26 protein-coding genes and 1 pseudogene are annotated in these 26,791 nt (G+C 43.5%); 24 read left to right on the top strand and 3 right to left on the bottom strand.

The window, feature by feature from the left end:
• The 7 genes and pseudogenes from deoA to D8886_RS10240 form a co-directional block, all read left to right on the top strand.
• Nucleotides 1-154 (top strand): annotated as a pseudogene (gene deoA, locus D8886_RS10270) (pyrimidine-nucleoside phosphorylase); the annotation flags it as partial.
• 17 nt (nt 155-171) lie between these two features.
• Nucleotides 172-834 (top strand): deoxyribose-phosphate aldolase, encoded by a 663-nt coding sequence (gene deoC / locus D8886_RS10265; RefSeq protein WP_125435502.1) that lies wholly within the window; start codon nt 172-174, stop codon nt 832-834.
• Nucleotides 821-1,210 carry a cytidine deaminase gene (locus D8886_RS10260; protein WP_125435500.1) on the top strand — a complete coding sequence of 130 codons (390 nt, stop codon included), beginning with the start codon at nt 821-823 and terminating at the stop codon, nt 1,208-1,210. Before deoC ends, D8886_RS10260 begins: the two co-directional genes overlap by 14 nt.
• A gap of 71 nt (nt 1,211-1,281) precedes the next feature.
• Nucleotides 1,282-2,337, top strand: coding sequence for a BMP family lipoprotein (locus D8886_RS10255; RefSeq protein ID WP_125435498.1), 1,056 nt, complete (start codon nt 1,282-1,284; stop codon nt 2,335-2,337).
• 139 nt (nt 2,338-2,476) lie between these two features.
• Complete coding sequence (locus tag D8886_RS10250; RefSeq protein WP_125435496.1) at nt 2,477-4,012, top strand: ABC transporter ATP-binding protein; 1,536 nt, start codon at nt 2,477-2,479, stop codon at nt 4,010-4,012.
• Nucleotides 4,005-5,099, top strand: a complete 1,095-nt coding sequence (locus D8886_RS10245) for an ABC transporter permease (protein ID WP_125435494.1) — start codon at nt 4,005-4,007, stop codon at nt 5,097-5,099. Before D8886_RS10250 ends, D8886_RS10245 begins: the two co-directional genes overlap by 8 nt.
• A 1-nt stretch (nt 5,100) precedes the next feature.
• Nucleotides 5,101-6,057, top strand: coding sequence for an ABC transporter permease (locus D8886_RS10240; protein ID WP_125435492.1), 957 nt, complete (start codon nt 5,101-5,103; stop codon nt 6,055-6,057).
• Nucleotides 6,058-6,161: 104 nt separating this feature from the next.
• On the opposite strand, the gene D8886_RS10235 is transcribed toward D8886_RS10240, so the two are convergent.
• Nucleotides 6,162-7,127, bottom strand: a complete 966-nt coding sequence (locus D8886_RS10235; RefSeq protein WP_125356914.1) for a polysaccharide deacetylase family protein — start codon at nt 7,125-7,127, stop codon at nt 6,162-6,164.
• 140 nt (nt 7,128-7,267) lie between these two features.
• Here D8886_RS10235 and D8886_RS10230 point away from each other — a divergent pair, with 140 nt between their 5' ends.
• The 8 genes from D8886_RS10230 to D8886_RS10195 all read left to right on the top strand — a co-directional run bounded on the left by D8886_RS10230 (nt 7,268) and on the right by D8886_RS10195 (nt 15,431).
• Entirely contained in the window at nt 7,268-8,554 is a 1,287-nt protein-coding gene (locus D8886_RS10230) for a homoserine dehydrogenase (RefSeq protein ID WP_002930285.1), read from the top strand.
• 1 nt (nt 8,555) lies between these two features.
• Nucleotides 8,556-9,422, top strand: a complete 867-nt coding sequence (thrB, locus tag D8886_RS10225) for a homoserine kinase (protein ID WP_125356913.1) — start codon at nt 8,556-8,558, stop codon at nt 9,420-9,422.
• A 122-nt stretch (nt 9,423-9,544) separates the two neighbouring features.
• Nucleotides 9,545-10,456, top strand: a complete 912-nt coding sequence (locus D8886_RS10220; protein ID WP_125435490.1) for a hypothetical protein — start codon at nt 9,545-9,547, stop codon at nt 10,454-10,456.
• A gap of 107 nt (nt 10,457-10,563) precedes the next feature.
• Entirely contained in the window at nt 10,564-11,469 is a 906-nt protein-coding gene (gene murB, locus D8886_RS10215; protein WP_125435487.1) for a UDP-N-acetylmuramate dehydrogenase, read from the top strand.
• A gap of 180 nt (nt 11,470-11,649) precedes the next feature.
• On the top strand, nt 11,650-12,807 hold the full coding sequence (locus tag D8886_RS10210; RefSeq protein ID WP_002906676.1) for an ABC transporter ATP-binding protein: 1,158 nt from the start codon (nt 11,650-11,652) through the stop codon (nt 12,805-12,807).
• On the top strand, nt 12,788-13,594 hold the full coding sequence (locus tag D8886_RS10205) for an ABC transporter permease (RefSeq protein WP_125435485.1): 807 nt from the start codon (nt 12,788-12,790) through the stop codon (nt 13,592-13,594). Before D8886_RS10210 ends, D8886_RS10205 begins: the two co-directional genes overlap by 20 nt.
• Entirely contained in the window at nt 13,591-14,364 is a 774-nt protein-coding gene (locus D8886_RS10200) for an ABC transporter permease (RefSeq protein ID WP_002900472.1), read from the top strand. The genes D8886_RS10205 and D8886_RS10200 overlap by 4 nt, the downstream gene beginning before the upstream one ends.
• Nucleotides 14,361-15,431 (top strand): ABC transporter substrate-binding protein, encoded by a 1,071-nt coding sequence (locus tag D8886_RS10195; protein WP_125435483.1) that lies wholly within the window; start codon nt 14,361-14,363, stop codon nt 15,429-15,431. Before D8886_RS10200 ends, D8886_RS10195 begins: the two co-directional genes overlap by 4 nt.
• Before the next feature lie 70 nt (nt 15,432-15,501).
• Here D8886_RS10195 and D8886_RS10190 read toward each other — a convergent pair whose 3' ends face one another.
• Both D8886_RS10190 and ppdK read right to left on the bottom strand, forming a co-directional pair.
• The gene (locus tag D8886_RS10190; protein ID WP_125435481.1) at nt 15,502-15,918 is read right to left on the bottom strand and encodes a DUF6556 family protein; all 417 of its coding nucleotides are present in this window, start codon (nt 15,916-15,918) and stop codon (nt 15,502-15,504) included.
• 184 nt (nt 15,919-16,102) lie between these two features.
• On the bottom strand, nt 16,103-18,724 hold the full coding sequence (gene ppdK, locus D8886_RS10185; RefSeq protein ID WP_125435479.1) for a pyruvate, phosphate dikinase: 2,622 nt from the start codon (nt 18,722-18,724) through the stop codon (nt 16,103-16,105).
• A gap of 244 nt (nt 18,725-18,968) precedes the next feature.
• On the opposite strand from ppdK, the gene D8886_RS10180 reads away from it, so the two are divergent.
• The 9 genes from D8886_RS10180 to rpmA all read left to right on the top strand — a co-directional run bounded on the left by D8886_RS10180 (nt 18,969) and on the right by rpmA (nt 26,747).
• The gene (locus tag D8886_RS10180) at nt 18,969-19,598 is read left to right on the top strand and encodes a CBS domain-containing protein (protein ID WP_125435477.1); all 630 of its coding nucleotides are present in this window, start codon (nt 18,969-18,971) and stop codon (nt 19,596-19,598) included.
• Between the two features lie 5 nt (nt 19,599-19,603).
• Nucleotides 19,604-20,422 carry a pyruvate, water dikinase regulatory protein gene (locus D8886_RS10175; protein ID WP_125330958.1) on the top strand — a complete coding sequence of 273 codons (819 nt, stop codon included), beginning with the start codon at nt 19,604-19,606 and terminating at the stop codon, nt 20,420-20,422.
• Nucleotides 20,423-20,464: 42 nt separating this feature from the next.
• Nucleotides 20,465-22,375 (top strand): fructose-1,6-bisphosphatase, encoded by a 1,911-nt coding sequence (locus tag D8886_RS10170; RefSeq protein WP_125435475.1) that lies wholly within the window; start codon nt 20,465-20,467, stop codon nt 22,373-22,375.
• Nucleotides 22,376-22,474: 99 nt separating this feature from the next.
• Complete coding sequence (locus tag D8886_RS10165) at nt 22,475-23,617, top strand: cysteine desulfurase family protein (protein ID WP_125435473.1); 1,143 nt, start codon at nt 22,475-22,477, stop codon at nt 23,615-23,617.
• 3 nt (nt 23,618-23,620) lie between these two features.
• Complete coding sequence (thiI, locus tag D8886_RS10160; RefSeq protein ID WP_125435471.1) at nt 23,621-24,835, top strand: tRNA uracil 4-sulfurtransferase ThiI; 1,215 nt, start codon at nt 23,621-23,623, stop codon at nt 24,833-24,835.
• A 21-nt stretch (nt 24,836-24,856) separates the two neighbouring features.
• Nucleotides 24,857-25,378 carry a methyltransferase family protein gene (locus tag D8886_RS10155; protein ID WP_125435469.1) on the top strand — a complete coding sequence of 174 codons (522 nt, stop codon included), beginning with the start codon at nt 24,857-24,859 and terminating at the stop codon, nt 25,376-25,378.
• 383 nt (nt 25,379-25,761) lie between these two features.
• On the top strand, nt 25,762-26,076 hold the full coding sequence (rplU, locus tag D8886_RS10150) for a 50S ribosomal protein L21 (RefSeq protein ID WP_002904398.1): 315 nt from the start codon (nt 25,762-25,764) through the stop codon (nt 26,074-26,076).
• A 15-nt stretch (nt 26,077-26,091) separates the two neighbouring features.
• Nucleotides 26,092-26,436, top strand: a complete 345-nt coding sequence (locus D8886_RS10145) for a ribosomal-processing cysteine protease Prp (protein WP_002930300.1) — start codon at nt 26,092-26,094, stop codon at nt 26,434-26,436.
• Between the two features lie 17 nt (nt 26,437-26,453).
• Nucleotides 26,454-26,747, top strand: coding sequence for a 50S ribosomal protein L27 (gene rpmA / locus D8886_RS10140; RefSeq protein WP_002895619.1), 294 nt, complete (start codon nt 26,454-26,456; stop codon nt 26,745-26,747).
• Nucleotides 26,748-26,791 lie beyond the last annotated feature (44 nt).

Genomic DNA, 26,791 nt, shown 5'->3' with positions numbered 1-26,791 from the left:
GAAGGTCGGAGACAAGGTCGAAATTGGAGAAGTTTTTGCAAAAATTTATTCAAATGAAAAAATTTCTCAAGAACTAGTTACAGAATTTCAAAAAAATGTTAAAATAGGTAATGAAAGCGTTGCAGTAAAAGAGATTATCGAGGTAATTTCTTAATTCTAGGAGAATCCAACATGAAGTTAAACAAATACATAGACCATACGCTTTTAAAACCGGAAGCGTCAAAAGAGCAGGTTCTGAAGTTAATTGAAGAAGCCAAAGTTTATGATTTTGCTAGTATCTGTGTCAATCCAACCTGGATAGAGTTTGCTGTTGAGCAGCTGAAAGGTTCAGATGTCAAGGTTTGTGTGCCAATTGGTTTTCCTTTAGGCGCCAACACTTCCGATGTGAAAGCTTTTGAAACGCAGGACGCAATTCAAAAGGGTGCGGGCGAAGTGGATATGGTCATCAATGTCGGCGCTCTGAAGTCTAAAGATTATGATTTGGTAGAGCGAGACATCCGTGCGGTTGTAGAAGCTGCTAACGGTACCTTGGTCAAGGTAATTCTGGAAACTTGCTTGCTGACAGATGAGGAAAAGGTTAAGGCTTGCCAACTGGCTCAGAAAGCTGGAGCTGATTTTGTTAAGACCTCTACAGGATTTTCAACTGNAGGTGCGACAGTCGAAGATGTCGCCCTCATGAGAAAAACAGTTGGTCCTGACATGGGGGTTAAGGCTTCTGGTGGCGCTCGTTCTTACGAAGATGCTCTGGCCTTTATTGAAGCTGGTGCGACTCGGATTGGAACTTCGGCCGGTGTGGCTATTATGAAGGGAGAAGAAGCTAGTGGCGACTACTGAGTTGATTGACTTGGCTGTCCAAGCTAGTAAAAATGCTTATGTTCCCTATTCTCATTTCCCTATCGGAGCAGTTTTGGTCGCTAAAGACGGACGGATATTTACTGGCGTTAATGTTGAAAATGCCAGTTTTGGCTTGACCAACTGTGGAGAGCGGACAGCTATATTTAAGGCAGTTTCAGAAGGAGTTTTAGACTTCGAGGAGCTGATTGTCTATGGTGAGACGGAAAAACCCATATCACCCTGTGGTGCCTGCCGCCAAGTAATGGCAGAATTTTTTGATGAGGATCTAAAAGTGACCTTGGTCGCTAAAGATAAATCGACGGTCGTGATGACGGTCAAGGAATTACTTCCATATTCTTTTACAGATTTAACATAAGTCTGTTATCGGTCATCTGACCAAACTCAAACTTGCAACTGTGTTGCACATCTTAATTAGGAGGTTCAGAAATGAACAAAAAACAATGGCTAGGTCTTGGTCTAGTAACTGTCGCAGCAATCGGACTTGCTGCATGTGGAAACCGTGCTTCTCGCTCAGATTCTTCAGATGCGAAAACTGACTTGAAAGCTGCTATCGTAACAGATACTGGCGGTGTTGATGATAAATCATTTAACCAGTCAGCTTGGGAAGGGATGCAAGCTTGGGGTAAAGAAAACGGTCTTTCAAAAGACAATGGTTACACTTACTACCAATCTAATGATGAGTCTCAGTACGCAAACAACCTGAATCAAGCTGCTACAGATGGTTACAAGCTAGTATTTGGTATCGGATTTGCCCTTCGTGATGCGGTTGAATCTGCTGCCAAAGATAACACAGAAATCAATTATGTTATTATCGATGATGTTATCGAAGGACAAAAGAATGTTGCTTCAGCTGTCTTTGCTGATAATGAAGCTGCTTACCTTGCTGGTGTTGCTGCTGCAAAAACTACTAAGACAAAACAAGTTGGTTTCGTAGGTGGTATAGAAGGCGCAGTTATCACACGTTTTGAAAAAGGTTTCGAAGCTGGTGTGAAATCAGTTGATCCATCTATCAAGATTCAAGTAGACTATGCTGGCTCATTCGGCGATGCTGCTAAAGGTAAGACAATTGCGGCTGCTCAATATGCTGCAGGTGCTGATGTGGTTTACCAAGTCGCTGGTGGAACTGGTGCCGGAGTATTTAACGAAGCTAAGTCAATCAACGAAACAAGAAATGAAGATGAAAAAGTTTGGGTACTTGGTGTTGACCGTGACCAAACTGAAGAAGGTAAATACAAGTCTAAGGATGGTAAAGAGTCTAATTTTGTTTTGGCATCAAGCTTGAAACAAGTTGGTAAGACTGTCCAAGACATCGCTAACCAAACTGCTAAAGGTAAATTCCCAGGCGGTAAAACTACAACCTTCGGTCTGAAAGACGGTGGAGTTGACTTGACAACTACAAACCTGTCAGAAGATACTAAAAAGGCTGTTGAAGAAGCGAAAGCAAAAATCCTTGACGGCAGCATCACTGTTCCTGACAAATAAAACAATTTAAGAGCGATCCGACCGTGTAGGGTCGCTTCTTTTTGAAATTGAGACGCCTTTGTGTCAATAGAATTTATTAGCACGGGCTGTGCTAGTAAATTTTATTGAAATAAAATGAAATTCTGGAAAGGAAAGAGCCATGACACATGAAAATGTCATTGAAATGCGAGAAATTACCAAGATTTTTGGTGAATTTGTGGCCAATGATAAAATCAATTTGGAACTCAGAAAAGGTGAAATTCACGCTCTTTTGGGAGAAAATGGTGCCGGCAAGTCAACCTTAATGAATATGCTGGCTGGCCTGCTTGAGCCGACCAGCGGTGAGATTGTAGTGAATGGAAAGTCAGTTAAACTGGACTCTCCATCAAAGGCGGCCTCACTTGGTATCGGGATGGTGCACCAGCACTTTATGCTTGTTGAAGCATTTACTGTCGCTGAAAATATCATCCTTGGAAGTGAAATCACAAAAAATGGTGTGTTGGACTTGAAAGGTGCCACTAAAGAAATCAAGGAACTTTCTGAGAAATACGGCTTGGCAGTTGATCCATCTGCTAAGGTTGAAGATATTTCTGTCGGTGCCCAGCAGCGGGTTGAAATCCTCAAGACTCTTTATCGTGGGGCGGACATTCTCATCTTTGATGAGCCAACAGCCGTTCTGACGCCAGCTGAGATTGATGAATTGATGAAAATCATGAAGAACCTCGTCAAAGAAGGAAAATCTATCATTCTCATCACTCACAAGCTGGATGAGATTCGGGCAGTTTCTGATCGCGTAACGGTTATTCGTCGTGGAAAATCCATTGAAACAGTTGAAATCGCTGGTGCAACTAACCAAGATTTGGCTGAAATGATGGTGGGACGGGCTGTTTCCTTCAAGACTGTGAAAGAGCCAGCTAATCCTCAAGAAACTGTTTTGTCAATCAAGGATCTTGTTGTTGAAGAAAACCGTGGTGTTCCAGCTGTTAAGGGACTTTCTCTTGATGTCCGTGCTGGTGAGATTGTTGGTATTGCTGGGATTGACGGCAATGGTCAAACCGAGCTGATTCAGGCTATTACAGGACTTAGAAAAGCTAGCTCTGGCGAGATTACAATTAAGAACCAGTCTATTATTGGTAAGCAGCCGCGGCAGATAACTGAAATGAAAGTCAGCCACGTTCCTGAAGACCGCCACCGTGATGGTTTAGTCCTGGCAATGTCCATTTCTGAAAATATTGCTTTACAGACTTACTATAAAGAACCGCTCAGTAAAAATGGAATCCTGAATTACGGTAACATTTATTCTTACGCACGCAAGTTGATGGATGAATTTGATGTTCGGGCGGCTAGCGAATATGTACCTGCTTCAGCACTTTCAGGAGGAAATCAGCAGAAAGCTATCATTGCACGGGAAGTAGACCGTGATCCGGACCTTCTGATTGTCAGTCAGCCAACTCGTGGACTTGACGTTGGGGCGATTGAATACATCCATAAACGCCTGATTGAAGCGCGGACCCAAGGTAAGGCTGTCCTCGTTGTCAGCTTTGAGCTAGATGAAATCCTCAATGTTTCTGATAGAATCGCAGTTATCCATGATGGTAAGATTCAGGGGATTGTAAATCCAGAGGAAACTAATAAGCAAGAACTTGGTATTCTCATGGCCGGTGGTAAGATTCAGAAGGGAGCTTCAAATGTCTAAAAAAACACAACAGATTGCGGTTCCTTTAATCTCAGTTCTTCTAGGGATTTTATTGGGAGCGGTTGTCATGGCCATCTTTGGTTATGATGCTATCTGGGGGTATGAATCCCTCTTTAAAACAGCTTTTGGTTCTTTGAGAAGTTTGGGTGAGATTTCTCGTGCGATGGGGCCTCTGATTCTCATTGGTTTGGGCTTTGCTGTAGCTAGCCGTGCTGGATTCTTTAATGTTGGACTTCCTGGTCAAGCCTTAGCTGGCTGGATTTTGGCTGGTTGGTTTGCACTTTCCTTCCCTAATTTACCTCGTCCTCTGATGTTATTGGCGACTGTAGTCATTGCAGCAGTGGCTGGTGGTATTGTTGGTGCTATTCCAGGGATTCTGCGTGCTTATCTGGGAACAAGTGAAGTCATCGTAACCATTATGATGAACTATATTGTTCTCTTTGTTGGAAATGCTGTTATTCATAGTTTCCCTAAATCTGTGATGCAGAGTATTGACTCTAGTAAGCGTGTTTCTGCCAATGCGATTTATCAAACAGAGTGGTTGAGAAGTCTTACATCTAACTCTCGGATGAATATCGGTATCTTCTTTGCCCTGATTGCAGTAGTGGTTATTTGGTATTTGCTTAAGAAAACAACACTTGGTTTTGAAATTCGTGCTGTAGGGCTTAATCCAAATGCATCTGAGTATGCAGGGATGTCATCTAAGCGTACTATTATCGTGTCTATGATTATTTCAGGTGCTCTTGCAGGACTTGGAGGAGTAGTAGAAGGACTTGGAACTTATCAGAATGTCTTTGTTCAAGGAAGTTCCTTGAGTGTTGGTTTCAATGGTATGGCGGTAAGTCTCTTGGCTGCCAACTCTCCAATTGGAATTCTCTTTGCAGCCTTCCTCTTTGCGGTTCTGAGTGTTGGTGCTCCAGGTATGAACGTGGCTCAGATTCCAACAGAACTTGTAAACATCGTAACAGCTTCTATTATCTTTTTTGTCAGTGCGCACTATCTGATTGAGCGTATGACAGGTATGACGATTTTTGATTTCCTTAAAAATCGTCGCCAGGAAGCTAAAAAAGTGAAGGAGGGAAACTAGGATGAATATTGTAACGGTATTAAGTTTATTAGTATCATCTATGCTGATTTATGCGGCTCCCTTGATTTTTACAAGTATTGGCGGGGCATACTCTGAACACGCTGGTGTGGTTAATGTCGGCTTGGAAGGAATCATGGTTATGGGGGCTTTTACAGGCGTTCTCTTTAACCTGACTTTCGAGAAGAGTTTTGGTAGTGCGACTCCGTGGCTTTCTTTGATTGCTGCTGGTTTGGTCGGAGTTGTCTTCTCTCTTATCCATGCTGTGGCAACCATTACCTTCCGTGCGGACCACGTTGTGAGTGGTACAGTGCTGAACTTGCTGGCGCCAGCCTTGGCAATTTTCCTTGTTAAAGCTATTTATAACAAGGGACAAACGGATAACATTCAGCGTTCATTCGGCAAGTTTAATTTCCCTGTCCTATCTGATATTCCAGTTTTGGGAGACATTTTCTTTAAGCATACAAGCTTGATGGGTTATCTTGCCATTGCTTTCTCTTTCCTCGCTTGGTTTGTCATGTTTAAGACTAAATTTGGACTGCGTCTTCGCTCAGTCGGAGAACATCCGCAAGCGGCAGACACCTTGGGGATTAATGTTTACCTCATGCGTTATTGCGGAGTCATGATTTCTGGCCTGCTTGGTGGTATTGGAGGAGCTATTTATGCTCAGTCAATCTCTGTTAACTTTGCTGTGACAACTATCGTAGGTCCAGGATTTATCGCCTTGGCAGCTATGATTTTTGGTAAATGGAGCCCTATCGGTGCCATGTTGGCAAGTCTCTTCTTTGGAGCTTCCCAAAGTTTGGCGGTTATCGGGAACCAGTTGCCATTGCTTTCAAGTGTTCCAACGGTTTATCTGCAGATTGCGCCTTACGTATTGACGATTGTAGTCCTTGCGGCATTCTTCGGTAAAGCTGTTGCTCCGAAAGCGGATGGTATCAACTATATCAAGTCTAAATAAATCTTTACACCAGTCCTTTGGAACTGGTGTTTTTTGGTGATTGAAAGAAGTTATAATCATAGGGATTGAAAAAGCCTGCTTCGTCTGAAGCGGGCTTTTTAAGATTAGTTTGTTGCGATTTCATTTAGCAGGTCTTCTGCAGTGGTGGTTGGATTAACGCGTACTCGGTTGAGTGTGAGCAAGCCATTGGATAGGGAAGCTAGTCCGTTATTGGTTGTTAGTCCCATCTTGTAGCCAAGGCTTTCAGCAATCTGCAAGGTTGCATCACTGTATCGTCCAGATGGATAGGCAACTGTGGTTGTGGTTTGAGACAGATTTTTGTCTAAGTAAGACTTGGAATCTTTTAACTCAATTTTTTGTTGGTCTTCTGTCGTTGCTGAGAGGTCGGGATGGTTGACAGTGTGGTCTTCGAAGGACATTCCTTTGTCCTTCATTTCCTTTATCTCGTCTAGCGTAAGCATATCTTCACGACCCGCTTCAACAAATCCAGTAATGACATTATTGGTTGCTTTCATGTCGTATTTCTGGAGAAGTGGAAAGGCATTAGTGTAGAAATCCTTTAAACTATCATCGAAGGTCAGCCAGACGACTTTTTTGTTTTCTGGCAGGACATTCTCCGTCAGGACTTTGTATGCTTCAGCTGGTGTCAGAGGGTAGTAGCCTGCGTCTTTCAAAGCTTTCAGATGACTTTCAAATGTGGCTGGATCCACAATCAAACCGGCGTTAGCTGCTTCTGATGGATCCATGACGTGAATGGCATGATACATCAAGATAGGAACTTGAACTGGCTGGTCTTGCTTAACCCATTTGACCTTGTCTTTACTATCGCTATTCGAAGTTGTATTAGTATCCTTAGTTGGTTCTGACGATGCCTTTGAAGAGCTAGTGACCTGATTAATGGATACATTATTCGCTTCTTCTTGATTGTGGGGCTTGCCTAACTGAGTCAATGAATAAACTCCACCCACGATCAGGACGAGAAGAAGAACTAGACTCGTCACAGCCAGTAAAATAGCCCTTTTCTTTGCCTTGCGCCTCTGCATCCGGTTTCCGCTGTGTTTCCCTGTCATAAAAATCTCCTTTGAAAATAAATTGCTGTTCCTTGCGGAATTTTACATCTATTATAACAAATAAAGAAGTAGTTTTGTAGGCATTTTTTTATAATTTTGTTATAATATTTTTTATACAAGAAATTTTCAAGGAGTGCTTCATGTCTATTAAAATAGCTTTACTTGGTTTTGGAACAGTGGCCAGCGGTGTGCCTTTTTTGCTGAAGGAAAATGGAGAAAAAATCGTTCAAGCAGCTCATTCAGAGATTGAGGTTGCTAAAGTATTGGTCAAAGATGATGCCGAAAAAGAGCGTCTTTTAGCAGCTGGAAATGACTTTAATTTTGTCACAAATGTTGAAGAAATTCTGAACGATTCTGAGATTACCATCGTTGTAGAATTGATGGGGCGGATTGAGCCAGCGAAAACGTTCATCACTCGTGCTCTTGAAGCTGGCAAACATGTGGTAACGGCCAATAAGGACTTGTTGGCTGTTCACGGAGCAGAGTTGCTGGAAATTGCTCAAAAGCAAAATGTAGCTCTCTATTATGAAGCAGCTGTTGCTGGCGGAATTCCAATCCTGCGTACCTTGGTTAATTCACTGGCTTCTGACAAAATCACCCGTATCTTGGGTGTGGTCAATGGAACTTCTAACTTTATGATGACCAAGATGGTAGAAGAGGGGTGGTCTTATGAAGACGCTCTTGCTGAAGCACAGCGTCTTGGCTTTGCTGAAAGCGACCCGACCAATGACGTAGATGGCATTGATGCGGCTTACAAGATGGTCATTCTTAGCCAGTTCGCTTTTGGTATGAATGTTAAATTTGAAGATGTGGGTCATCAGGGAATTCGTCATATCACACCAGAAGATGTGGCTGTTGCTCAAGATTTGGGCTATGTAGTCAAGCTGGTAGGTTCTATTGAAGAAACGCCATCAGGAATCGCAGCAGAAGTAGCTCCAACATTTCTGCCAAAAGCTCATCCGCTGGCTAGTGTCAATGGGGTAATGAATGCTGTCTTTGTCGAGTCCATCGGTATTGGAGAATCTATGTACTACGGACCGGGAGCTGGGCAAAAACCAACTGCAACTAGTGTTGTGGCAGATATTGTTCGTATCAGCCGACGTTTGAATGAAGGAACAGTTGGCAAGGCCTTTAATGAATTCAGCCGTGAGTTAGTGCTGGCTAAGCCAGAAGATGTGAAGAGCAGCTATTACTTCTCTATCTTGGCACCTGACTCTAAAGGTCAAGTTCTGCATTTGGCTGAGATTTTCAATGCTGAGGATGTTTCCTTTAAGCAGATTCTGCAGGAAGGTACAGATGGTGAGAAGGCGCGCGTTGTGATTATTACCCATGCTGTCAGCAAGACACAGCTGGAAAATGTCACTGCTAAGCTAAAAGAAGTTGCTGAGTTTGACTTGCTCAATACTTTCAAAGTATTAGGAGATTAAGATGAAAATTATTGTACCGGCGACCAGTGCCAATATCGGTCCTGGCTTTGACTCCGTTGGAGTAGCCCTGTCAAAATATCTGGAAATTGAAGTCTTGGAAGAAAGTCAGGAGTGGGTAATTGAGCATGACCTCAATCCTCGAATTCCTAAGGACCGGCGCAATCTATTGGTTAAGATTGCCCTGCAGTTGGCACCGGATATTCAGCCACGCCGTTTGAAAATGACCAGTGATATTCCATTGGCTCGTGGACTTGGGTCTTCTAGCTCGGTCATTGTGGCTGGGATTGAATTGGCCAACCAGCTAGCTCATCTTAATTTGTCGGATTATCAGAAGCTGAAAATCGCTACCAAGATTGAAGGACATCCTGACAATGTTGCGCCGGCTATTTATGGTAATTTGGTCGTATCTAGTTCATCTAGAAATCAGGTGTCTGCTGTGGTAGCGGACTTTCCGGACGCAGACTTCATCGCCTATATCCCAGACTATGAGCTTCGGACAGTCGAGAGCCGCCAAGTCTTACCAAACCGGCTTTCTTACAAGGAAGCTGTTGCGGCTAGCTCCATTGCCAATGTTGCGATTGCAGCTCTTTTAAAGGGTAATATGAAAATCGCTGGTCGGGCTATCGAGTCTGATTTGTTCCACGAAAAATACCGTCAGCCTTTGATCAAGGAATTTTCAGATATTAAGTTCTTAGCCAGAAAAAATGGCTCTTATGCAACCTATATCTCAGGAGCGGGACCGACTGTTATGGTCTTATCGCCCAAGCACAAGACGGAGATGATTTATCAGCTTCTGCAAAAACAGAATTTCAAGGGGCAAATCTTCCGACTTCAGGTGGATACTGAGGGTGTCCGAGTAGAAAAATAAATCATCAAGAGGTTTTCTATGAACCTCTTTTTTCTTTTTGTAAAATAAGGATTTGATATCCCTATCTTTTTATACCTAACTGTGCTATAATGGGTCTAGCTTAAAGGAGGATAATTCACTTTATGGATCATTTAGAATTACAGGCTCTGGCGAATGAGTTGGGCTTGCAGTTTGATGAATTTTCGTCTATTGTCTTCGGACAGATAGACGGTTACACGCTCTATATTGAGCCAACTGAGCAAAGAAAACAATATAGGATTTGTTTTTCAGTTAAAGCCGGCGATGCTTTTACTGCGCCAAATGCCTTTGATGACTTGATTAAAAACTCAGAGGTTCTCACCAGTAGTCAACTGAATCACTACAAGCTGGTACTTTATGCTAAGGTCAAGACCAATCAAGCTCTTACACAAGCCGTTCAAGAAGCACTTGTCTTTTTCAAGGAAAGAGGCTTTGTAAGTGTTTGTGAGCAGAGTGGTGAGCCTGGGCAGATTGATGTCTATCAATTGGGAGGAAATATCCTGATTTTGTCACGGCAGAGCTTTGAAAGCCTGAGTTCAGGCCTTTCGCTGGAAAATCAGACTTATGATAATCAAAAAGAAAATATAGTGGCCGGTATTGTCGGTGCTTTTGTTGGCAGTCTCATCGGAGGAGCGGTGATTTTGTTGATTGCACAGATGAACTATGTGGCTGTTGCTGGAGGACTGGCCATGGGTTACTGTACTATCAAAGGGTATGAATTGCTGGGTAAAAAGCTATCCAAGGTCGGTATTGCTATTAGTATCGTGTTCATGGTCTTAGTGATTTTCTTAGTCAATCAGTTTGATTATGCATTGTTACTTGTTCGAGAATATCCAGATGTGAATGTATTTGATGCCTTTTCAGTCGTCAACGAATCAATTTTTAATGGTATCATCCCAGATAACTATTGGTTTAATCTAATCTTGCTCTATATTTTCACTGGAGCTGGAGCTTTCGGAGCTATCAGGAATGCTCTTTCTACTCAAACACAGCGTTTTGTTACTAGACAATTATAAGCATTAAAAAGCTGACCTTTCTCAGCTTTTTCTTTGTAATCTATCGTAAATGCCATAGATTTTTGATATAATAGAGTGTATTTTGTTTACATAAAAGAGAGAAAATCATGCAAAAACTAGAGAAATTAAAAACCGAATTAGAAGGAATCGACATTCGTTTCAATGAGCCTTTGAGTCAATACACCTACACAAAGGTCGGGGGCGCAGCCGATTTCTTAGTTTTCCCCCGCAATCGTTATGAGCTGGCTCGTGTTGTCAATTTTGCAAATCAAGAAGACATTCCTTGGATGGTGCTGGGAAATGCCAGTAATATCATTGTGCGAGATGGAGGTATCCGTGGTTTTGTCATTATGTTTGACAAGCTCAACAATGTAGCAGTAGATGGCTATATGATTGAGGCAGAGGCTGGAGCTAATCTGATTCAGACAACCCATATTGCCCTACAGAATAGTCTGACTGGCTTTGAGTTCGCTTGTGGTATTCCAGGTAGCGTTGGCGGAGCTGTCTTCATGAACGCTGGGGCTTATGGCGGCGAGATTGCTCATGTTTTGGTATCTTGTAAGGTACTGACTCCTCAGGGGCAAGTCAAAACGCTTGACGTTCGAGATATGAAGTTCGGCTATCGTCACTCACTAGTTCAGGAAACAGGCGATATCGTTATTTCAGCTAAGTTTGCTCTTTCGCCTGGTGTTCACAAAACTATTCGTCAGGAAATGGAGCGCTTAACCCATCTGCGGGAACTCAAGCAGCCTTTGGAATATCCGTCCTGCGGCTCTGTTTTCAAGCGTCCTTTGGGTCACTTTGCCGGTCAGCTCATTAGTGAAGCAGGCCTTAAGGGGCATCGTATCGGCGGTATAGAGGTATCTGAGAAACATGCCGGCTTTATGATTAACGTCGATAAAGGAACGGCCCAAGATTATGAAAATCTTATTGCTCATGTGATTGAAAGGGTGCGGGAAAATTCAGGTATTACTCTGGAGCGCGAAGTCCGCATCATTGGTGAATCTCTGTAAGACAGATTGGTTTCCAGTAGAAGTATGCTGGATAAGGAACTGCAGCTGGCTACAACTTAGTAAGGGGGTGAAAGCCTATCGACACGGAATTTATAAAGGGCCTTTACAGCCCTCACGAGGTAGCAGCGGTCTGACAGAACCCTTAATCTGTTAATACGAGAAAGAAGGAATTTATGACAATTGAAAAAACCAATCATCGAGTTTAAAAACGTTTCAAAAGTTTTTGAAGATAATAATACTGTCGTTCTGAAAGATATTAATTTCGAGCTGGAAGAAGGAAAGTTCTATACTTTGCTGGGGTCTTCTGGTTCTGGAAAATCAACGATTCTAAACATTATTGCCGGTCTTTTGGACGCGACAGACGGGGATATTTTTCTTGATGGTGTTCGCATCAATGATATTCCTACTAATAAACGAGACGTCCACACGGTTTTTCAGTCCTATGCACTGTTTCCGCATATGAATGTTTTTGAAAATGTAGCCTTTCCACTGCGTTTGCGCAAGGTTGATAAAAAAGAAATTCAAGAGCGGGTTGCTGAAGTACTGAAAATGGTTCAGCTGGAAGGCTTTGAGCGCCGTTCTATTCGCAAACTGTCGGGCGGTCAGCGCCAGCGTGTAGCCATCGCGCGGGCGATCATTAATCAGCCGCGGGTCGTTTTGCTGGATGAGCCTCTGTCTGCTCTGGATTTGAAGCTGCGCACGGACATGCAGTATGAGCTGCGGGAATTGCAGCAGCGCTTAGGCATTACCTTTGTCTTTGTCACACACGACCAAGAGGAAGCCCTGGCTATGAGCGACTGGATTTTCGTTATGAATGATGGCGAGATTGTTCAGTCGGGAACACCTGTTGATATTTATGACGAGCCTATCAACCACTTTGTCGCAACCTTCATTGGCGAGTCCAATATTCTGCCTGGTAAGATGATTGAGGACTATCTGGTTGAGTTTAATGGCAAGCGCTTTGAAGCAGTGGATGGCGGGATGCGCCCAAATGAAGCTGTCGAGGTGGTAATTCGGCCGGAGGATTTGCGGATTACTCTGCCAGAAGAAGGCAAGCTGCAGGTTAAAGTTGACACCCAGCTTTTCCGTGGCGTTCACTATGAGATTATTGCTTATGATGAATTGGGCAATGAATGGATGATTCACTCGACTCGCAAGGCCATTGTTGGTGAAGAAATTGGTCTGCATTTCGAGCCGGAGGATATCCATATCATGCGTCTCAATGAAACAGAAGAAGAATTCGATGCCCGTATCGAAGAATATGTTGAAGTAGAAGAGCAAGAAGCGGGTCTGATCAATGCCATTGAGGAGGAACGCGATGAAGAAAACAACCTCTAATCTTTTTCTCTTGCCCTACCTACTCTGGATTTTCCTCTTTGTCCTGACACCTGTTGTCATGATTATCTGGAAATCCTTCTTTAACATTGAAGGGCAGTTTACTCTGGAAAATTACCAGACCTACTTCACGTCGCAGAACTGGACCTATCTCAAGATGAGTCTGAACTCGGTCCTTTATGCAGGAATTATTACTGTTGTAACCCTGCTGATTTCCTATCCGACCGCATTCTTTTTGACTCAGCTCAAGCACAAGCAGCTCTGGCTGATGCTGATTGTCCTGCCGACCTGGATCAATCTCCTACTCAAAGCTTATGCTTTTATCGGAATTTTTGGTCAGAATGGCTCAATTAACCAATTTCTGACTTTTATCGGAGTAGGACCGCAGCAGATTCTCTTTACGGACTTTTCATTTATCTTTGTAGCCAGCTATATCGAGCTGCCCTTTATGATTCTGCCCATTTTCAATGTTCTGGATGATTTAGATCCTAATCTTATCAATGCCAGCTACGATTTGGGAGCGAATCGCTGGGAGACTTTCCGTCGGGTTGTTTTCCCTTTGTCATTGAATGGTGTCAGAAGTGGAGTGCAGTCAGTCTTTATCCCTAGTCTCAGTCTCTTCATGCTGACCCGCTTAATCGGTGGTAATCGAGTGATTACTCTGGGAACTGCTATTGAACAGCACTTCCTGACTACTCAAAACTGGGGCATGGGCTCTACTATCGGAGTGGTACTGATTGTTGCCATGCTCTTTACCATGTGGGCAACCAAGGAAAGGAGAGGGCGATGAAAAAAATTGCAAATCTCTATCTGGCCTTTGTCTTTTTGGTGCTCTATATCCCCATATTTTACCTGATTGCTTATGCTTTTAATGCTGGGGAAGACATGAATCGTTTTACAGGATTCAGTCTCAGCCATTTTCAGAATCTCTTTGAGGATTCACGCTTGATTTTGATTTTGGTTCAGACTTTCTTTCTGGCTTTCCTGTCTTCGTTGATTGCGACACTGATTGGAACTTTTGGAGCCATCTATATCTATCAAGCCCGCAAGAAATATCAGGATGCCTTTCTGTCTATCAACAATATCCTCATGGTGGCACCGGATGTCATGATTGGGGCAAGTTTCCTGATTCTCTTTACCACTGCAAAATTCCAGCTGGGCTTCCTTTCTGTACTGGCTAGCCATGTGGCCTTTTCTATTCCGATTGTGGTGCTGATGATTCTTCCGCGTCTGAAAGAAATGAATGATGATATGATTAAGGCTGCCTATGACTTAGGCGCTAGCCAATTGCAAATGCTGAAAGAAATCATGCTGCCTTATCTGACTCCAGCCATCATTGCTGGCTATTTCATGGCTTTTACCTATTCGCTAGATGACTTTGCTGTGACCTTCTTCGTTACAGGCAATGGCTTCTCTACTCTGTCTGTTGAGATTTACTCCCGTGCTCGTCAGGGAATTTCTCTGGAAATCAATGCCCTGTCAGCCTTGGTCTTTCTCTTCAGCATTGCTTTGGTAATTGGGTATTACTTTATCACCCGTGAGAAGGAGGAGACTGTATGAGAAAGCTCTATTCATTTTTAGCGGGGATTCTGCTGATTATCATAGTTTTGTGGGGTGTCAGTTACCAGATTGAAAGTCGGACGCAGAGCAAGGAGAGCGATAAGCTGGTCATTTACAACTGGGGTGACTATATCGATCCTGAGCTGCTGACTGAGTTTACTAAGGAAACTGGTGTCCAAATCCAGTACGATACCTTTGACTCCAATGAAGCCATGTATACGAAAGTGAAGCAGGGCGGCACAACCTACGACATTGCTATTCCCAGTGAATATATGATTGCCAAGATGATGAAAGAAGGCTTGGTAGAGAAGCTGGATCATAGCCAGATTAAAGGTTTGGAAAATATTGGATCTGACTTTTTAGACCAGCCTTTCGATCCTGGAAATCAGTACTCGATTCCTTATTTTTGGGGAACGCTGGGTATTGTCTACAATGAAAAAATGGTTGATAAAGCTCCAGAGCATTGGAATGATCTATGGCGTCCTGAATACAAAAACTCCATCATGATGATTGATGGAGCCCGCGAAGTCATGGGAATTGGTCTGAACTCAGACGGTCATAGTCTCAACTCCAAAGATGCAGTTCAGCTGCAGGAGGCTGTTGATAAGCTCTACACTCTGACGCCAAATATCAAGGCCATTGTGGCTGATGAAATGAAGGGATACATGATTCAGAACAATGCCGCTATCGGTGTGACCTTTTCTGGTGAGGCTCGTCAGATGCTGGAAGCCAATGAAGACCTGCGCTATGTCGTGCCAACAGAAGCCAGCAATCTTTGGTTTGACAATATTGTCATTCCCAAAACCGTCAAAAATAAAAAAGCGGCCTATCAGTTTATTAACTTTATGCTGAGACCGGAGAATGCTTATAAAAATGCCCTTTATGTCGGCTATTCGACACCAAATCTTCCTGCCAAGGCCATGCTTCCTAAGGAAATTCAGGAAGATGAGGCTTTTTATCCGACTGAGGAAACGATGAAACATCTGGAGGTTTATGAGCAGTTGGGCCCTAAATGGCTGGGGACCTACAACGACCTCTATCTTCAAGTCAAGATGTATCGGAAGTGATGTAAAGCAAGGTTGCTTGATGAATACAAGAAAAACGCCTGGCTCAATGAGCTGGGCGTTTTCTGCTTGCTTAGTTTGAAGCTTCTGTCTGAGTATTGGTTGCAGTATCTTGACTCTGGCTAGAAGCGGTAGTGTCGCCTGCTGCTGTATCTGCCGCAGAGCTAGATGCACTAGTTTCAACGGATGCTGCATCGCTGCTGGAAGCAGCAGTATCAGTTGCAGCCGTTGAAGCAGGGCTGCTTGTTTCTTTTTCGATTTCCTTGATGATGGTAGTTGTTGCAGTAGAGCTGCTGGTATCAGTTTTTGATTTTTCATCCTTTTGGCCGGTCAGATTCATGATCGTGATGCTGGCAATGATGATGGACAAGATACTGGCAACCGTTGCAATAGTCTTTTGGAAGGCTGAAAGGCCAGTTTTAATATGCTGTTTAGTAGGTTTTTTAGATGATTTTGTTTTATTTTTATTGCTGCGAGAATAGTTTTCCATGCTCGAAAGAATCTCCTTTTAAAATTTCAATGATTTCTTATCTCTCATTATACGTTTTTTATCTGAAAATGTCTTAAAAAAATCAAATTTTTATCTATGAAAACGCACACAGAAGGTTGCTGTTAAGGAAAGAAGCTGCTCAAATTTGGATTGAGCAGCTTCTTGAGCTAGAATAGTAAAGTAATTACGCCTTCTTATCTTGGAGTGCCGCTTGAGCGACAGCTAGTCTTGCTGCTGGAACCCGATAAGGAGAGCAGGAGACGTAGGTGACGCCAATTTCTTGGAAGAAGGGGATGGAAGCCGGATCGCCACCGACCTCACCGCAGATGCCGATAGGAAGGTCGGGCTTGACTTGACGGCTCTTGCTGATGGCCATCCGCATCAATTCACCAACGCCGTCCTGGTCAACACTTTGGAAAGGATCAAAAGGAAGGATTTCTTTCTCCTTATAATGGCCGATGAATTTTCCAATATCATCCCGTGAGAACCCATAGGTCATCTGGGTCAGGTCGTTAGTACCAAAGCTGAAGAAGTCTGCTTCCTGAGCCAGCTGGTCTGCAACCAGACAGGCACGTGGAAGTTCAATCATGGTGCCAATTTCATAAGGGAAAGGTTCATGACCTTGATGCCTAAAGAGCTTGTTGATATGTTGGGTGAGAAAGGCTTTGACAGAGTCCAGCTCAGCCTTGTCTGCAATCAGCGGAATCATGATTTCCGGCTTGACGGTCAATCCTTCCTGATTCAGCTTTATAGCACTCTTGAAGACGGCTTCGACCTGCATCTTGTAAATCTCTGGTTGCGTGATACCCAGACGGCAGCCGCGGTGGCCTAGCATTGGATTGCTTTCTTGCAGCTGTTCAATGCGGCTAGTCAGTTTTTCTGGCGATTTGTGTAGTTTGTCAGCCAAAGCCTTGATTTCCTGTGAATCTTTAGGTAGAAATTCATGCATTGGTGGATCCAAAAGACGGATAATCATAGGTTTGTCCTGAACTGCTTGGAACATTTGATAGAAGTCTTTTTCTTGGAACTCCAGTAGTTTTTTGAGGGCGGATCTGGTTTCCAATTCATTGTCGGCCAGAATCAGGCGCCGCATTTCCAGAATCCGTTCCTGACCAAAGAACATGTGTTCGGTACGAGCTAGACCAATGCCCTTTGCCCCAAACTTAATAGCTGTTTTTAGATCTTGAACGGTCTCCGCGTTGGCACGGACTTTGAGCTGTGCGACTTCGTCTGCCCATGAAAGCAGTCGTTGGAGTTCTTTGTCATTTTCGACAAGGACGGTCGGAATCTCACCGCTATAAATGCGCCCAGAGCTGCCATCAACTGAAATGATATCACCCTCATTCAAAACAAGACTTCCGCAGGAAACAATTTTTCTTTCCTCGCTGATGGTCAGCTCTCCACAGCCAGCCACACAGCAGGTTCCCATTCCCCGAGCTACGACAGCTGCGTGAGAGGTCATACCGCCCTGACTGGTTACGATGGCTTGGCTGACAACCATGCCCTCAATGTCTTCGGGTGATGTTTCCTGACGGACTAAAATGACCTTTTTGCCCAAGGAGTGGTAGTCTTTGGCGCGCTCAGCTGTAAAGACAATCTCGCCAGTTGCCGCACCAGGACTGGCTGGCAGTCCTTGAGCCAAGAAAGGAGCATCTTGCAGAGCTTTTTCTTCAAATACAGGATGGATGAGCTGGCTAATCGTAGCAGGAGATACGCGTTGGAGAGCTTCTTTTTTGCTGATAATGCCCTCGTCTACCAGATCTAAGGCGATTTTCAAAGATGCTTTGGCGGTCCGTTTACCGTTTCTAGTTTGGAGGATATAGAGTTTACCCTTTTCTATGGTAAATTCGATATCTTGCATGTCCTTGTAGTGATTTTCGAGAATCTTAGCATAGTCTTGGAAGGCTGCATAGGCCTGAGGGAGAGCTGTCTCAAGTGCAGCGATAGGCTCAGGAGTTCGAATGCCGGCTACGACATCCTCTCCTTGTGCATTGAGCAAAAATTCGCCAAATAGCTGATGCTCACCACTGGCTGGGTTTCTAGTAAAGACGACTCCTGTACCACTGGACTGGTCGCTATTGCCAAAGACCATGGCTTGGACATTTACCGCTGTTCCCAAATCATGAGGAATATCATTCAAGTTGCGGTAAACCTTAGCTCTAGGGTTATTCCAAGACTTGAAGACTGCCTTGATAGCAGCGTAGAGCTGTTCTTTCGAACTTTGGGGAAAGGTTTGATGATGCTCGCGGTAAAGCTGCTTATATTGCTCAATTAATGCTTGATGCTCTTCCAGTGTGAAATCCTTGGCCTGTTTGCCAGCATTCTTTTCGAAATAGCCCAAGAGGTCATCGAACTCGTCCTTGGAGATACCATAAACGACATCAGCAAACATTTGCAGCAGACGGCGGTAGCAGTTGTAGGCAAAGTCGGCATTGGTCTGCTCAGCCAGAGTCTGGGTCCTTAAATCATTCAGACCTAGATTGAGAATAGTGTCCATCATGCCCGGCATGGAAAACTTGGCTCCGCTTCGAACAGACACTAAGAGCAAGGCTGAGTCGTTGCCGCTGAAATATTTACCTGTTTTATCTTCTAATTCGGTAACCGCTTTCAAAATTTCTTCTTTTAAAGAAGATTCAAAGAAATAAGGGCTTTCTAAATATTCGATACAGCTTTCTGTGGTAATAGTAAAACCTGGAGGGACAGGCAGTCCCAAATTGGTCATTTCAGCTAGGTTGGCTCCTTTTCCGCCAAGCAGGGCTTTGTCATCTGCACATCCTTCCTCGAAGGAGTAAATCCATTTCGCCATATTTACCTCCAAAATTATGAAATATGTGTCATATTGTAGGACAACTACATTGTAATATACATCATATATATTTGTCAACCGAAAAAAGTATCTTGTTTTATTGACAATTTTTCTTTTTTTGTTATAATGTGTTACAAAATGATGATTATTTAAACGTCTGAAAATGAAATATGAGTAATAATAACAACTTTTAAGAGAAATCAGGCTAATCATCTATTATAAAGAACAAAGGAGTCAGACCTATTTGAAATTAAGTGAACGACAAAAGAAAATTGTAGAAATTGTAAAAGAACACCAGCCACTCAGCGGTGAGAAAATCTCTGAATTACTAGATATTTCTNGGGCGACCTTGCGCTCGGACCTGTCTTTTCTGACCTTGGTTGGGATTTTGAAGGCTACGCCTAAAGTTGGTTACACGTACTCGGGCTCAGATTTAGAGACGCTTTTCTTTTTCGATACCTTTCGAAAGGAAGTGGCAGAGATTATGACTTCGCCTGTTTTGGTATCTCATGATTCTTTTATTCAAGATGCCATTATTACCTTATTTATGTATGATGCGGATGTTCTCTATGTCATTGATGAGCATAAGCTGCTCTTGGGGATTTTGTCGCGTAAGGACTTGCTGCGTGCCTCACTCAATACCAACATTGACAGCACTCCTGTAGCAGTCTGCATGACTCGAATGCCCCATATCAAAACTTGCTACAAGGATATGAATATTTTGGAAGCTGCAGCAGTTTTGCAGGATTTTGCGATTGATTCGCTGCCGGTAGTGGATAAGAATAATGAGCGTAAAATCTTAGGAACTGTGACCAAGTCAGCCCTGCTGGATTATATTATTCAAGAGGCCAGGAGCGCTGAGGTTAATAGATAAGAGGAATGAACATGAAGAAAGAAATTATTGTTTACAGCATTTCAGATTCTTTGGGGGGGACTTCGCAAAAGTTGCTGTCTGCAGTGACAGCCCAATACCCAGATATTATTTTTAATAACAGCTATCGTTTTCCATTTATCAACAAGGAAGAAGAATTGCTGGATATTCTGCGCGATGCCATCAAGGACGATGCCCTTGTTATTAGCACTCTGGTTGATGGCAAGCTAGCAGCAGTAGCTAGGGAGTTTAGTCAGGCCAATGGTCTTGCTTATCTGGATTTGATGCATCCATTTTTTGAGATTATCAAGGAAAAGACAGGCACCAGTCCTATAGAGGTGCCGGGTACCTTGCACCGGCTGGACACTGAGTATTTTAATAAAATCTCTGCTATTGAGTTTGCGGTCAAATATGACGATGGCAAGGCACCACAAGGATTTTTAGATTCGGATTTGGTGCTCTTGGGTGTCTCCCGTACATCCAAAACGCCACTAAGTATTTATCTGGCAAATAAAGGATACAAGGTTTCTAACCTGCCTTTGATTCCAGAAGTACCTCTGCCTCAGGTCTTGGAAAAAGTTGATTCAGAGCGGATTATCGGTCTCTTATGTGAGCCAGAAAAACTGTCTAAGATACGCAGTAATCGCTTGAATTCTCTGGGATTGACCCAGTCGACCAGCTACACAGATCTGGAAAAGATATACGAAGAACTAGACTACTCAAAAGAAGTCTTTAAAAAGTATCGGGCTCATGTCATCAATATCACAGATAAATCAATCGAGGAGACAGCTTTCTTGATTGAAGACCATTTGAAGAAATTGAGATAAGAGAGAAGATTGCAAAAAGCGGTTATAGAGTGAGGGCTGAAGATGGAGCAATATAAGCGTATTTTACTGAAAGAATTTGACAGTCGGCAGAAGGTCATTACAGAGCTGACCAACCTAGAGGCAATTTTGAACCTGCCCAAAGGAACGGAGCTGTATATTAGTGACATTCACGGGGAGTTTGCTGCTTTTGACTATATTTTGAGAAGCTGTGCAGGTATCCTCAATGAGAAGATCAAGGACTGTTTTGGGGACAGCTTGTCAGAATCTCATAAGGATCGCCTGTCAGCGCTGGTTTCCTATCCTGAGCTTGTGTTGGGGGAAGAAACTAAAGGCCAAGACTGGTATCAGGAAACCATTCCCCAGCTCTTGAATTTGCTGGCTTTTGCAGGTGCAAAATACAGTCGGTCCAAGGTCAGAAAGGTCTTGCCGCCACAGTATGCCTATATCATCGAGGAGCTCCTCTATAGTGACAGGGCTTTGGCTGATAAAAAGTCCTATTTTGAGAATATCCTCACTTATGTGATTGAATTGCGGGAAGCAGTGCCTTTTATCTTAGGCTTGTCCCGAAGTATTCGACAGTTGTTGATCGACCATCTGCATGTGGTTGGAGATATTTTTGACCGAGGAGCTGGCAGTGCTCAGGTCATGGATGAACTGCAGCATTTTCACTCGCTTGATATTCAGTGGGGCAATCACGACATTATCTGGATGGGAGCCTTTTTTGGTTCCAAGGCTTGCTTGCTCAATGTGCTGCGCATTGCAGCTCGCTATGGCTATCTCTGGGATATCGAGAAAGATTATGGTTTAAACCTGCGCTCCTTGACTCTTTTTGCGGACAAGACTTACCAGTCTAATCCTAAGTTTAGACCCATTCTAGGCGGCAGAGAGCAGGAGTTTTCCGATGAGGAAATTCTGCAGCTGGAAAAGGTGCACCAAGCCTTAGCGATTATCCAGTTCAAGCTGGAAAATCAACTCATCAAACGACGGCCTGAATTCCAGATGCAGGACCATGTTATGCTAGACAAGATTGATTATTGGGAAGAAAGTGTTACGATTGACGATATCAAGCATCCTCTGGTTAACACCTGCTTCCAAACTATCAATCCGGAAAATCCGTCAGCTTTGACACCAGAAGAAAATCAAGCTGTAGACAGTATGCTGGCCTCATTCCAAAGTTCTCTTAAGATGGCTGAGCATATGAGTCTTCTGATGAACAAGGGCTCTATGTATAAGATTTATAACCATCACTTGCTTTTTCACGGCTGCATTCCTCTGGAGCCGTCAGGAGAATTCCAGCCTTTCGTTCTAAATCAAGCCCATTATGTAGGCAAGGAATTGCTGGATTTCTTTGAGTATCATATTCGTCAGTCGGCCAAGAACAAGGAAGTGGGGGATGATTTGTCGACTGATTTGATTTGGTATTGCTGGAAAGGTAAGCTGTCTCCTTTGTTTGGCAAAGAAAAGATGACCACCTTGGAGCGCTATTTCATTGAAGATAAGGACACCCACAAAGAACTGGAAAATTCTTATTTTTCTTATCGAAATTCTGAGAAAGTCTGTCGGCTGATTTTGGAAGAATTTGGCCTCTTTTCTCAAGAGTCTAGGATGGTCAATGGGCATACTCCGGTTAAGACGGGCAAGGGAGAGTCGCCTATCCGTGGTGGCGGTCTGCTCTTTGTCATTGATGGCGGTCTCTGTAAGGCCTATCAGAAGAAAACTGGAACGGCCGGCTATTCACTGCTCAATAATTCCTATGGTTTCCAGTTGGTGACTCACCAGCCATTCCAAAACGCTCAAAAAGTCGTGGAATCGCCGTTTGCTCAAACTTCCCTGAAAAAGGTGATTGAAAATGTAGAGGAAAGAACCCTCATTAAATCTACTACCATCGGTCAGAGCTTGTTAGCTCAACAACAGGAACTCTTTGGATTGCTGCATGAGTTTTATGATCGGTGATGTTTAGCTCTAAGTTCTACAGAATTTAGGGCTTTTTCTTTCTTGTTCCAGTTTCTCTTTCGTGTTACAATAGGAGTATTGAAATTTAGAGGAAAGAACATGATTTATTTAGATAATTCAGCGACAACCAAGCCTTATCCCGAGGCTTTAGCTGCTTACACTGAGGTAGCATCTAAAATCTGGAGCAATCCATCCAGTCTGCACAGTTTAGGTAGTCAGGCAACCCGTCTCTTAGAAGCTTCTCGGCGGCAAATAGCAGAGCTTTTAGGCAAGTCTTCGTCGGAGATTTTTTTTACGTCTGGAGGAACAGAAGGGGATAACTGGGTGCTTAAGGGAGTTGCTTTTGAAAAAGTTCCCTTTGGCAAACACATTATCGTATCCAATATTGAGCATCCCGCGGTTAAAGAATCAGCCCTCTGGTTGCAGAGTCAGGGATTTGAAGTCGATTTTGCTCCAGTGGATAATTCTGGTTTTGTTGATGTAGAGAAGCTAGCGAAGCTGATTCAACCAGACACCACTCTAATCTCCATCATGGCTGTCAATAATGAAATCGGCAGTATTCAGCCCATTCAGAAAATATCCGAACTGCTAGCAGACAAGCCGACTATTTCCTTTCATGTGGACGCTGTGCAGGCCGTTACGAAGATTCCGACAGCTGCTTATCTGACGGATCGCGTGGATTTTGCGACATTTTCCAGTCATAAATTTCACGGTGTCCGGGGCGTAGGATTTGTCTATATCAAGTCTGGCAAGAAAATCAGTCCCCTCTTGACTGGTGGCGGTCAGGAGTCGGACAAGCGCTCGACGACGGAAAATCTAGCTGGCATTGCAGCGACAGCTAAGGCTCTGCGTTTGTCCATGGAAAAGCAAGAAGTATTTGCCCAGCGGACGGCTCAGATGAAGAAGATTCTCCTTGAAGAGCTGCAGAAGTATCCAGATGTGGTGATTTTCTCAGACATGGAAAATTTTGCACCTCATATACTAACCTTTGGTATCAAGGGAGTGCGGGGTGAAGTCGTCGTTCATGCATTTGAAGACTACGAGATTTATATCTCGACTACCAGCGCTTGTTCTTCCAAGGCTGGAAAGCCAGCAGGTACCCTAATCGCCATGGGAGTCGAAAAATCGCTCGCTCAGACTGCTGTCCGTATCAGTTTGGATGCTGACAATGACATGAGCCAGATAGAGCAGTTTTTGACAACCTTTAAAATTATTTACGAAAAAACAAGAAAAGTAAGGTAAACAATGCATTATTCAGAAATTATGGTACGCTACGGTGAGCTCTCAACCAAGGGCAAGAACCGCATGCGCTTTATCAACAAACTCAAACGCAATATCCAATCAGTCTTATCAATCTATCCGCGGGTTCATGTCAAGGCTGACCGTGACCGCACTCATATCTATCTGCAAGGAACCGATTATCAGCCGGTCGCTGAATCACTCAAGCAGATTTTTGGGATTCAGAATTTCTCGCCATCTTATAGGGTTAAAAAGTCTGTACCAGCCTTGATTGAAGCAGTTCAAACAATCATGAAGCAAGTCTATCAGGAAGGCATGACCTTTAAGATTGCTAGCAAGCGCAGTGATCACAGCTTTGAGTTAGATAGCCGCGAGCTTAATCAGACATTGGGGGATGCTGTTTTTGAGGCTATTCCCAATGTTCAGGTCAAGATGAAAGCGCCGGATATTGAGCTACGTGTCGAAATTCGTGAAGAAGCGGCCTATATCTCTTATGAGACGATTCGTGGTGCTGGAGGGCTGCCAGTCGGTACTTCAGGAAAAGGCATGCTCATGCTGTCGGGTGGAATTGACTCACCGGTGGCGGGCTATTTGGCTCTCAAGCGCGGTGTGGATATCGAGGCGGTTCACTTTGCAAGTCCGCCTTACACCAGTCCAGGTGCTTTGAAAAAAGCTCAGGATTTGACAAGAAAATTGACCAAGTTCGGTGGCAACATCCAGTTTATCGAAGTTCCTTTTACTGAGATTCAAGAGGAAATCAAGGCCAAGGCTCCAGAAGCTTACTTAATGACTCTGACTCGTCGCTTTATGATGCGGATTACGGACCGGATTCGAGAGGAGAGGGGCGCTCAAGTCATCATCAACGGAGAAAGTCTAGGTCAGGTGGCAAGTCAAACCATCGAGAGTATGCAGGCTATCAACGCCGTGACCAATACACCGGTGATCCGTCCTGTCGTGACCATGGACAAGCTGGAAATCATAGAGATTGCAGAAAAAATCGATACTTTCCAAATCTCTATCCAGCCATTTGAAGACTGCTGTACCATTTTTGCGCCAGACCGGCCTAAAACCAATCCGAAAATCAAGAATGCTGAGAAGTACGAAACTCGCCTAGATGTTGAAGGTTTGGTAGAACGTGCTGTAGCAGGAATTATGATTACAGAAATCAGACCAGAAGCTGAGATCGACGAAGTGGATGAGTTGATTGAAGGGCTCTTGTAAAAGTGAGAGAAGGTGACGTTTATGCTTGCTGTTTTTCTCTTAATTCCTTTTCTGCTGATTCGTTTTCCTTTATTAGGTCATTTCGGCAAAAACGCTTTGTCACGCGCAGCTTATTTTGCACCAGTACAAGGAAAGGAAAAGATAGCTTATATGATTTATCAATTGAGCAATCTAGCCTTGTTCATAACTCCTGTTTTGCTTGAAATCAAGTTTGATTTTTCTGTTTTCTTCTATGCTGGAGTGGCTATCTACCTGCTTGGTTTGGCTTTGTGTGCTATCAGTATGAGGGATTTCGCTAGACCAGATGCAAACGGCATGAATACAGAGGGCCTTTATCGCTATTCCCGTAATCCCATGTATATAGCTTACTTTCTTTGTTTTTTGGGAATAGCTTTTTTGACCAAATCAATGATTTTCTTTCTGATTTTAGTGACTTTTCAGACTGCGGCCCACTGGATTATTCTCTCTGAGGAGCGCTGGTGTCTTGAAAAATTCGGAAAGTCATATCAAGCCTATCAAGATAAGGTACGGCGTTATATTTAGAATTTTTTGGACTAATAATTATTTAATAAAACTGTTAGCAGATAACAGAGGTTGTCTTAGTTCATTAGTGAACAAAATCTAAAGATAATCCTTGAAAATCCGTTTTCATGAGATGAAAAAGCTTGCTAAAGAGCTGCAGAAGTGCTATACTTATAGAGTTGACTATGCACATTCCTGTGCAACCGCACGAACATCGTTGCTCGTCGTATAACAAATTTAAACTTCGTCATTATCGCCTTGCCTAACACAAGTTATGCCTTCGGCTCAATTCCTAGTTTATTCTTTGTTATACTTAGAGCTCTTCTCTTAAGTGGTTCGTCCCACGATGCTAGGCGAGTCTTCACAAAATTCGGGGAAACCCTAAAAATCATAGGAGGTGCATAATGAGCACATACGCAATCATTAAAACTGGCGGAAAACAAGTTAAAGTTGAAGTTGGTCAAGCAATCTACGTTGAAAAGTTAAACGCTGAAGCTGGTCAAGATGTTACTTTTGACGAAGTTGTTCTTGTTGGTGGTGAAAACACTGTTGTAGGAACTCCGCTTGTTGCTGGAGCTTCTGTTGTCGGAACTGTTGAAAAACAAGGCAAGCAAAAGAAGGTTGTTACTTACAAGTACAAACCTAAAAAAGGCAGCCATCGTAAACAAGGTCACCGTCAACCATATACAAAAGTTGTCATCAACGCTATCAACGCTTAATTTTAAGGAGATTAAATGATACACGCAGTCTTTGAAAGAGCCGAAGATGGCGAACTGAGGCGTGCAGAAATCACAGGTCACGCCGCGAGTGGCGAATACGGCTATGATGTCGTGTGTGCGTCCGTTTCGACGCTCGCCATTAATTTTGTCAATTCAGTTGAGAAATTCGCAGGCTACGAACCGACCTTAGAATTAAACGAAGATGAAGGTGGATTCTTACGGGTTGAAATCCCGACAGATATTGCACCGAGCCAAAGAGAAATGACTCAGCTTTTCTTTGAATCATTTTTCCTAGGAATGGCAAACTTATCGGAGGACTCGTCTGAGTTCGTCCAAACCAGAGTTATCACAGAAAACTAACACGGAGGAAAAACATTATGTTAAAAATGAATCTTGCTAACTTGCAACTATTCGCCCACAAAAAAGGTGGAGGTTCTACATCTAACGGACGTGATTCGCAAGCGAAACGTCTGGGGGCTAAAGCAGCTGACGGTCAAACCGTAACAGGCGGCTCTATCCTTTACCGTCAACGTGGCACTCACATCCATGCAGGTGTCAACGTTGGACGTGGCGGAGATGACACTTTGTTCGCAAAAGTTGAAGGCGTAGTACGCTTTGAACGCAAAGGACGCGATAAGAAACAAGTTTCTGTTTACCCAATCGCTAAATAATTAATAAGAAATCCCCATGCTCGGAGATTGAGCATGGGGATTTC

The organism is Streptococcus sanguinis (assembly GCF_003943655.1).
Lineage (GTDB): Bacteria > Bacillota > Bacilli > Lactobacillales > Streptococcaceae > Streptococcus > Streptococcus sanguinis_F.
Note: the sequence above shows the minus strand (reverse complement) of the source record. Positions and strands in the feature narration are given on the sequence as shown.